This window comes from Stenotrophomonas sp. B2 (assembly GCF_014947095.1).
In the GTDB taxonomy this organism is placed as follows: Bacteria; Pseudomonadota; Gammaproteobacteria; order Xanthomonadales; family Xanthomonadaceae; genus Stenotrophomonas; species Stenotrophomonas maltophilia_P.
This window is the reverse complement of sequence record NZ_JADCQA010000025.1, coordinates 1-8,866: the sequence shown is the minus strand read 5'-3', so window position 1 is coordinate 8,866 and position 8,866 is coordinate 1. Positions and strand designations below refer to the sequence as shown.

The 8,866-nt window shown below is 66.5% G+C and carries 5 protein-coding genes; 3 read left to right on the top strand and 2 right to left on the bottom strand.

Annotated features, from left to right (window positions below; genetic code table 11):
• Nucleotides 1–457: 457 nt before the first annotated feature.
• On the top strand, nucleotides 458–1,870 hold the full coding sequence (locus tag IMX13_RS18650) for a DEAD/DEAH box helicase (RefSeq protein WP_193396952.1): 1,413 nt from the start codon (nucleotides 458–460) through the stop codon (nucleotides 1,868–1,870).
• Nucleotides 1,871–1,984: 114 nt separating this feature from the next.
• Here the strand turns inward: IMX13_RS18650 and IMX13_RS18645 are convergent, their stop codons facing one another.
• Together IMX13_RS18645 and IMX13_RS18640 are read right to left on the bottom strand one after the other, a co-directional pair.
• Complete coding sequence (locus IMX13_RS18645; protein ID WP_193396951.1) at nucleotides 1,985–4,579, bottom strand: M14 family zinc carboxypeptidase; 2,595 nt, start codon at nucleotides 4,577–4,579, stop codon at nucleotides 1,985–1,987.
• Between the two features lie 73 nt (nucleotides 4,580–4,652).
• A complete protein-coding gene (locus tag IMX13_RS18640) occupies nucleotides 4,653–7,292 on the bottom strand; it encodes a TonB-dependent receptor (RefSeq protein WP_193396950.1) in 2,640 nt (879 codons plus the stop codon).
• 193 nt (nucleotides 7,293–7,485) lie between these two features.
• Here IMX13_RS18640 and queD point away from each other — a divergent pair, with 193 nt between their 5' ends.
• Entirely contained in the window at nucleotides 7,486–7,848 is a 363-nt protein-coding gene (queD, locus tag IMX13_RS18635) for a 6-carboxytetrahydropterin synthase QueD (protein ID WP_053518296.1), read from the top strand.
• Between the two features lie 115 nt (nucleotides 7,849–7,963).
• Complete coding sequence (locus IMX13_RS18630; protein ID WP_065175367.1) at nucleotides 7,964–8,317, top strand: phasin family protein; 354 nt, start codon at nucleotides 7,964–7,966, stop codon at nucleotides 8,315–8,317.
• Nucleotides 8,318–8,866 lie beyond the last annotated feature (549 nt).

Genomic DNA, 8,866 nt, shown 5'->3' with positions numbered 1-8,866 from the left:
GGTGGCGGGAGTGTCCGCGGCATGGATGCCGCGGCCAAGCCCCCAGGGAAGGGTTTACGGCGTCTCCCGCCACCGGACCCACCCCGCCTACCTTCAGGAAGCCCGCTTTTGACGTTGACGTTGACGTGGCTTCGGCCTCTGCGGGTGCAGGGCGCAGCCCTGCAGAGAGAACCCTTACCTGAACAGGCCTTTTTGCGTGAAGTCTCAAACATCGTTTAGACTTGCGGAGTCTGCAGCGGCCGTCCGTTTCCCTCCGGGATCGCCGGCGACCAGGGTCCGCCCTCTTCGCCCGCCCCCACTCCGACGCCGTTCGTCACGCATTCCAGCCTGCGCTTCGTGCCGGCTGCACCCAATTCTCGCAGCGCGGTTCACGGGAACGCTCCGAGTCAGCCGATCAGTTTGATCTGCCCCCGTCTGTCCATTCGGACAGGCGTTTCTTGTACTTGGAGCACACTCGATGTCTTTTGAATCGCTGGGCCTGGCGCCCTTCCTGCTGCGTGCGCTGGCCGAGCAGGGCTACGAAAACCCGACCCCGATCCAGCAGCAGGCGATCCCGCTGGCGCTGGCCGGTCGCGACCTGCTGGCCGGCGCACAGACCGGTACCGGCAAGACCGCAGCCTTCGGCCTGCCGCTGCTGCAGCATCTGGGCACCGCGCCGCAGGAAGTGCGTGGCGGTGGCCCGCGCAAGCCGCGCGCACTGATCCTGGCCCCGACCCGCGAGCTGGCCACCCAGGTGCATGACAGCCTGCGCGGCTACAGCAAGTATCTGCGCATCCCCAGCGCCTGCATCTACGGCGGCGTCGGCATGGGCAACCAGCTGGACATCCTGCGCCGTGGCGTGGACCTGCTGGTGGCCTGCCCGGGCCGCCTGATCGATCACCTGGAGCGTCGCAGCATCGACCTGTCCGGCATCGAACTGCTGGTGCTGGACGAAGCGGATCGCATGCTGGACATGGGCTTCCTGCCGTCGATCAAGCGCATCCTGGCCAAGCTGCCCAAGCAGAACCGTCAGACCCTGCTGTTCTCGGCCACGTTCGAGGACAACATCCGCCAGCTGGCGCTGGAGTTCATGCGCAACCCGGAACAGATCCAGGTGACGCCGAAGAACACCGTGGCCGAGACCATCACCCATCGCGTGCATCCGGTCGACGCCGGCCGCAAGCGCGACCTGCTGCTGCACCTGCTGGCACAGGACAGCCGTGAGCAGACCCTGGTGTTCGCCCGGACCAAGCACGGCAGCGACAAGCTGGCCGCGTTCCTGGAGAAGTCGGGCATTAAGACCGCGGCGATCCATGGCAACAAGAGCCAGGGCCAGCGCCTGCGTGCGCTGGGTGACTTCAAGGCCGGTCGCGTGACCGTGCTGGTGGCCACCGACATCGCGGCGCGAGGCATCGACATCAACGAGCTGCCGAAGGTGATCAACTTCGACCTGCCGATGGTCGCCGAGGATTACGTGCACCGCATCGGCCGCACCGGCCGCAACGGCTCCACCGGCCAGGCGATCTCGCTGGTGGCGCAGGACGAGGTCAAGCTGCTGCGCGCAATCGTGCGCCTGCTCGGACGCGACATGGACATCCGCGATGTGCCGGGCTTCGAGCTGCAGGTGCCGATCCGCTGGGGCAACAGTGCACCGGGCAAGGCCGAGCACGACACCGGCGAGCGCGCCCCGCGCAAGAGCCACGCGCGACGTCCGCACGGCGATGCGCCGCGCCATGCCCACGCCGGCCCGAAGAAGGCCGGTGGTGGCCGTCGTGAGGGCGGTAGCAACGGCCAGCAGCGTGCCGGCGCTGGTCAGGGCCAGCGTCGTGGCGGAGGCGGCAACGGCGGTGGTCGTGGCCGCGGCCAGGGCGGCGGCGGTCGCGCCGGCTGATCCTGACTGACAGGAATGAGGGCGTCCCGCTGCGCGGGAGGCCTTACATCGGGGACGGCGCTGGCGCGCCGTCCCTTTTTTGTTGCCCGCGCATCAATCAAGGCGCCAGACGCCTCATCCGCGTGCTTTCGCCGGATTCGCCAGATTCCCGAAGAAGATCGCATTGATCAGCAGTCGATCCGTGCCATGCCAGTACTTGCGGTGTGCCGGATCATCGGCGAACAGCACCACGTTGCCCTTTCCCTGGGCCGACACCAGCAGCCACGCACTGCCTGCCACCCGGGCACGATTGCGCTCGGACAGGTAACCGTTGACCCGTGGTGACGCGTCGATGCGCACCACCGTCGAGAACGGATTCGCACTCGGCTGCAGCGTCACGCTGTTTTCCTTGTTCACCGCCAGCTGCCGGCCCGGCACGCCGAACGCCAGGGGATGGCTGGTATCGACATCGGCGCTGAGGATGTTGCCGCTCACCCGCTCGATCGCAGCGATGTCGCGCTGGTCACCGAAGGCGCGACGGGATTCGTCGCCGGCCTCTTCGTCCTTGCCGGTCTTCTCGCCATCGGCGAGCTTCTGTTCGATCGCCCACTTCGACGCGCTGCCATAGGTCACCAGCGAGCCGCCGGCCTGCACCCAGCGCTTCAGTGCGGCCACCGCGGTCGCATCGACACTGCTGTAGGTGCCACCGGACAACACGAGGGTGGTGTAGCGATCCAGCGGAACCTTGCCCAGCTGCTGCGGATCCAGCTTGCTGGCCGGCAGGTGCAGATGCTGGTCCAGCAGGAACCAGGCCGATCCGATCTCGGTGGCCGCCACGCCTTCGCCCATCACCAGCGCCACGGCCGGCTTGCGCAGTGCCTTGACGCCATCGCTGCCGAGATCGATGCCCTCGCGGCTGCGGCCACTCGACAACGCATGCACCCGTACGCCCGAAGCACGTGCCGCCGCGGCCACCGCGTCGAGCAGGGCCGCCCCCTGCAGTGGCTGGCCGGCGATCGGAACGACGATGCTGCCGGCCGCGAAAGCCACATCGCCCTGTGCGGTTCCGGCGGTGAACGGCTGGAATGCAGCGCGGGCGGCCAGTCCCCTGCCCTGCAGCTCGGCCAGCGCACGGCTGGCGTTGTAGTCACGCCAGTCGATGGCATAGGCGAACCCCGCCTGGCCGCCGACGACCGCGCCCTGCAGTGGTGGCAGCTCGCTCACCTGTGCACCGCCGTCGATGCGGCTGCGGCTGCCGGCGAAGGCCACGCCGTAGGCTGGCGCAATAGCGTAGCTGGTGCTGCCATAGAACACGTCGCCCTTGATCGGCGGCGTCTCGGCGAAGATCGAGTGCACCAGGCGGAACTGCGCCTGCTGCACGGGCACGACATAGGCACTGCCTGCCTGGAAGCGCTTCCCCTCGACGGTGACATCGCGATCCAGCGCGCGTACCTCGATCCGGTGCAGGAGCAGCAGTTCAAGCAGGCGCCGGGTCAACGCCGGATCATGCGCGTCGCCGAACACGAAGGTCTTCTGCGGCTGCTGCGCGGCCTGCTTCAATGCGCTCTGGAAGAAGGTCTTCTGCAGGTCGAACAGGCCACTGCGCTCGGCCACCGCACCGCGCACCGTGCCCAGGCCGGTGGCGACCTGATTGCGGATGGTGAACGGGAAGGTCAGCAGCCCGTTCACCGACTCCTGCACCCGTCCCCGCGAACTGGCCTGCTCGACGGTGACACCGACCGCGCCATGGAAGTCCGGATAGGTCGAGCCATACACCGGCGAGAAGTTGTCGAAGTTCTCCCCCGTGTAGTACAGCGACCCCAGTGCGTCCAGCGCCTGTGCGTGGTACGTGGCCAGCGTCCTGTTGAACTCGTAGGAGGCGGCCGGGATCAACGGGCTGTGCATGCTCTTCGGCGAAGGCTCGAAGTAGTACGTGCTGTCCTTGCCCATCTCGTGGAAGTCGATCTGCACGTTCGGGTACCACTGGTGGAAGGCGGCCACCTTCGGCCGCGAATCCTGCTGGGTCAGCGCCAGCCAGTCGCGGTTGAGATCGGTGAAGTAATGGTTGGTACGGCCCTGCGGGAACGGCTCGACATGCTCCTTGTCAGCCGGATCGGCCGAGGCCGGGTCCGATGCCCAGGCGTTGTGCCAGTTGGCGGCACGGTCGCGTCCGTCCGGATTCTGCGCCGGGTCGAACAGCACCACCGCCTGCTGCAGCCATTGCTGGGTTTCACTGCTGCGATTTGCCACCAGGTAATACGCGGTGAGCATCGCCGCTTCGCCGCTGGAGGTTTCATTGCCGTGCACACTGTAGCCCAGCCAGACCACCACCGGGCTGTCACCGGCTGCGCTGCGCGGTTGTGCCGGATCGACCAGGGTCGCGTGCTGCTGGCGGATCTGTTCCAACCGCGCCTGGTTGCTGGCCGCGGTGATGGTGGCAATCAGCAGGGGGCGGCCTTCATAGCTGCGTCCAATGTGCTGGACGCGGATCCTGTCCGAATGCCTGGCCAGTTCCTCGAAATAGGCGACCAACTGGTCGTGGCGGGTGTAGCGGCTGCCGATCGGATAGCCGAGGAACTGCTCCGGCGTGGGAATGGCGCTGTCGAACGCGCCGGCCTCGCTGGCCTGCGGGAAGAAATAGGCGCTCTGCGCCTGCGCGGACAACGCGGGGAACACTGCGCTGGCAGCGGCGATCAGCAACGGAAGAACGGCACGGCGGTGGAAGGACACGGTGACTCCCCGGAAACAGGACGGCAGAGGGCAACGTGGCCGGTCACGGCAAGTGACCGGCCACGGCGGTGGATCAGAAGCGGTAGTCGAAGCCCAGTGTGAAGTAGCGACCCCGCAGGTCGTACTGGGTGAAGTCATACGGCGCACGGATGCCCGGGAACGACGCATCGTAGGGCGGCGTCTTGTCACCCAGGTTCTGCACCTTGGCGTACAGGGTCAGGCTGTCGATGCCGGTGTACCCCAGGTACAGGTCGTACTGGCTGTAGCTGCCGACACGCTGCTGCACGGCCTTGGCGGCGGTACTGGCTTCCTGCCGATAGCTGCTGGTGTAGTACCAGGTCACCGCCGCGTTGAAGTCGCCGTACTTCCAGTCCAGCGTGGTGGTGGCCTTGTCCTTGGGCAGGGTGGCGCCGAGGTTGCTGCCGGCGTAGTCGACCAGGGGCCCACCGACCACGGTCGGACGGCGGTAGTCACGGACGTGGGTGTAGGCCGAAGACAGGGTGAAATCTCCCAGGCGCGCCGTCGGAATGCGCTGGCGCAGTTCCACGTCGATGCCCGATGTCTTCAGCTCGCTCAGGTTCTGGTAGCGGTTGTAGACGGCCTGCAGCTTGCCGCGCTCATCGCGCTGCACGGCACCGGCGACGTTGTCGTTGATCAGCGTCTGCGTGTTGTTGGTGCCGACCAGGTTGTCGAGCTGGATACGGTAGTAGTCGACACTCAGATTGGTGTTCGCCCACGGTGACAGCACCACGCCGAAGTTCACGCTCTTGGTGCGCTCCGGCTTCAGGTCACTGTTACCCACGGTGAAGAACGTCGGGCTCTGCCGCGAGCCCGGCACATCCGGGTCGCGCGGATCGACCACGCTGCCGTAGGAGATGCTGGTGCTGTTGGAGTTCTCCGACAGCGAGGGCGCACGGAAGCCCTTCGAGGCCGACGCGCGCACCAGCAGGAAGTCCAGCGGTTGCCAGCGCAGTCCGAGCTTCGGCGAGAACGCATCGCCGAAGTCATCGTAGTGATCGGCGCGCGCAGCGGCGGACAGTTCCAGGGTCGAGGCCAGCGGCACGTTCACTTCCGCGTACGCAGCGCTGACCTGGCGCTCGCCGTGCACCTCGGCGATGGCCGGACGCACCTGCAGGCCGGCATCGATCTGCCAGGGGTTGTTCGAATCGAGCTTCTCGCGGCGCCACTCGGCGCCAGCGGCAAAGCCGATGTCACCGGCCCAGGTGCGGCCCAGGCTGCCCGAGATCTTCGCATCGACACCCTGCAGCTTCGATTCGGCCGGACGCAGCGTGGCGATGTTGATCGCATCACGCACCGACTGCGGGGTGGCCGCCGGGTCGAGCAGATTGTAGCTGCCGCTGGCCAGCGCATCGGCCAGCGCCCAGCGGTTGGCGAAGCCGCCCGAGACGGTCTCACGCTCGCTGCTGCGCGCGCCGAACGCCGCCACTTCCCAGTCCCAGTTGGCGGTGGTGCCGCGCAGGCCGAACACGCCGCGATAGGCGGTGGAGCGGTTGGTCTTGATGGTGCCGCCGAGATCGAAGAACGTGTACTCGATCGGCACGGCACGCCCGTAGGGATTGTACGGATTGCCCGCCGGCAGCTGCGACGACACCGGCTCGGCCAGGCCGGTCTCGGCATTCAGGGCGAAGCGGCCGCTTTCCAGCGTGAAGAACGGGCTGCTGCCGAACCAGGCCGCGCTCTTGATCTGGCTGTACAGCACTTCACCGAACGCTTCGACGTTGTCGCCCAGGCGGAAGGTGCCGTTGGCATAGGCCTGGTAGCGCTTCGTGGATGGAATCAGCGTGGTGTACGGCGCTTGGTTGAAGCCGCAGGTGTCGCCAGCCAGGCCGTCGATCGGAGCGCTCGCGACGCGCGTGGTCCCGGTGGGGCAGTTGCCGCTGGCGTCGAGCATCGGCACCGACACGCCATTGATCAGATAGCGCGCACCCTTGGCTGACCAGCCGTTCCAGCGCCCGCCCGGCAGGTCGGTGTAGATGCCGCTCTTGGTCAGATCGCGCTCGTCCTGATCCAGGCGGTCGCGGTTGTAGCCCTGGAGACTGAACAGGATGTTGTAGCCATCGCTGTCCAGATCACCGAGGCCACCCACGAACTTCAGGTTCTGCTCGCGCAGGCCCCCTTGGTCGGCGCCTCCGAAGCTGCCACCGATCTCGGCACCTTCGAAGTTCTGGCGGGTGATGATGTTGACCACGCCGGCCACGGCATCGGAGCCATACACGGCCGAAGCACCATCCTTGAGCACTTCGATGCGCTCGACCGCAACCAGCGGCAGGGCATTGAGGTCGACGAAGGTATCGGACAGGCCACCGGCCGGGAAGCCGTAGTTCGCCACGCGACGGCCGTTGAGCAGCACCAGCGTGTTCTTCGGTGACAGGCCGCGCAGGCCGATGCTGGCCGAGCCGGAGGCCCAGCCGTTGTTGGTGGTCTCGTTGTTGGCATTGCCGGTGTTGGCGGAGATCGAGCGCAGCACATCGGCGACGGTGGCCTTGCCGGTCTGTTCCAGCTGCTGGCGGCCGATTACCTGCACCGGATTGGACGCCTCGGTATCGGCGCGCTTGATGTTGGAGCCGGTGACGCGGACGGCGGCCAGGGTACTGGCTTCGCCACTGGCGGCAGCGGTGGTTTCGGCGGCGGCGGACAATGGCGCGGCCAGAGCGGCGGCCAGGGCCGCCACGAGCAGGGTGTGCTGGGGCATGACGATGTGTGGGGTGGTGGTAGGGCGACGAAGTTCCGCAGTAATCCATGACTGGCCGGGGCCCGACCAATAACATCTCTTCATACGGATATAAGAGAAGCTAACATCTCTTCATCCGGATGGAAATAGTCACTCCGCTTCGGGGCCGGCGCGATCCCGGTCGGATGCGACAGCAGCGGCGTACAATCCGCTCATGGAAATCTTCAAAGTCTTCATGCTTGAGGCGGCCCACCGCCTCCCGAACGTACCGCCGGGGCACAAGTGCGCGCGCCTGCATGGCCACTCCTTCCGGGTGGAACTGAAGGTCGAGGGCGAACCCGGCGCGCAGACCGGCTGGATCATGGATTTCGGGGACGTGAAGGCGGCCTTCCAGCCGATCTACGAACGCCTGGACCATCACTACCTCAATGACATCCCCGGCCTGGAAAACCCGACCAGCGAGAACCTGGCGGTGTGGATATGGAACGAACTCAAGCCCGCGCTGCCGGCGCTGAGCGAGATCACGGTCCACGAGACCTGCACCTCCGGCTGCCGGTACCGGGGCCCCGGCACCTGAACAACTCATTGATATATAAAGATTTCTAAAGGCGCCTTGGGCGCCTTTATGATTTTTGTTGCAATGCGGCATCATCGGCGTATGCTGCAATGCATCAAGTCCTTTCCTGACGCCCATGACCGCCGCCTTCAGCGATCGCTTCAGTGATGCCACCCGCCAGCTGGCCGCCGCCGCAACGCGCGCGAACCGGTTGGCGCTGGAGAACGCTGAAAGCATGTTCGGCGTGCAGCTGAAAGCACTGGAACGCAACCTGACCGCGACCGGTGGCTGGCTCGGCGAGCTGGCACGAAGCGAAGATCCGGCCGGATTGCTGTCGCAGGGGGCTCAGCTGTGGCAGGACAACCTGCAGCGGTTTGGGCAGGCCCAGCAGGACGTGGTCGGTCTTGGCCTGCTGGCTGGACGCTCCTGGTCCGAGCTGGTGCAGGGCTACAACGAATCAACAGCGGACGCGACCGGCCACACGCCCTGACGCGACGCTTTCGCTCATTGCATGGGTCCCTCCCCCCATGCAATCCGGACCCGGCAGATCCCTCCCTCTGCCGGGTCTTTTTTTATTCCTCGCCTGCGTGCAGATGCGCGTCTTCGCCCGAGCAGATCGCGAGCGCAAAGGCGCTCGCGTCGGCCCGCAGCATGTGGGCAAATGTCCCCGGCGCATTTTCGCACCTCTGCGCACCGATAACCCCTGCACGCCGGGTGGATGCCCTTGCGTGCGAAGTGAAGGAGGAGGTGACGGCCATCGGCCGGCGCCGGGGGACATTCGCACGCAAGGGCATCCGACCGGCGCCACACGGAAAAACGCACGCACCTGCGCACAGGCAGCCCCAGCCCGAGCGATGCCATGCCAGTGCGGATACCTCCCCATGACGTCCCCACCTGCCCACCAGGCACGGTGCCGTCGTCCGCACACCGCTGCGTGCCGATAACCCCTAAACGCCGGGCGGATGCCCTTGCGTGCGAAGTAAAGGAGGAGGTGACGGCCAACGGCCGGCGCCGGAGGACATTCGCACGCAAGGGCATC

Coding starts and splice junctions, on each gene's coding strand:
- IMX13_RS18650 (WP_193396952.1), top strand. CDS start 458: ATGTCTTTTGAATCGCTGGGCCTGGCGCCCTTCCTGCTGCGTGCGCTG.
- IMX13_RS18640 (WP_193396950.1), bottom strand. CDS start 7,292: ATGCCCCAGCACACCCTGCTCGTGGCGGCCCTGGCCGCCGCTCTGGCC.
- queD (WP_053518296.1), top strand. CDS start 7,486: ATGGAAATCTTCAAAGTCTTCATGCTTGAGGCGGCCCACCGCCTCCCG.
- IMX13_RS18630 (WP_065175367.1), top strand. CDS start 7,964: ATGACCGCCGCCTTCAGCGATCGCTTCAGTGATGCCACCCGCCAGCTG.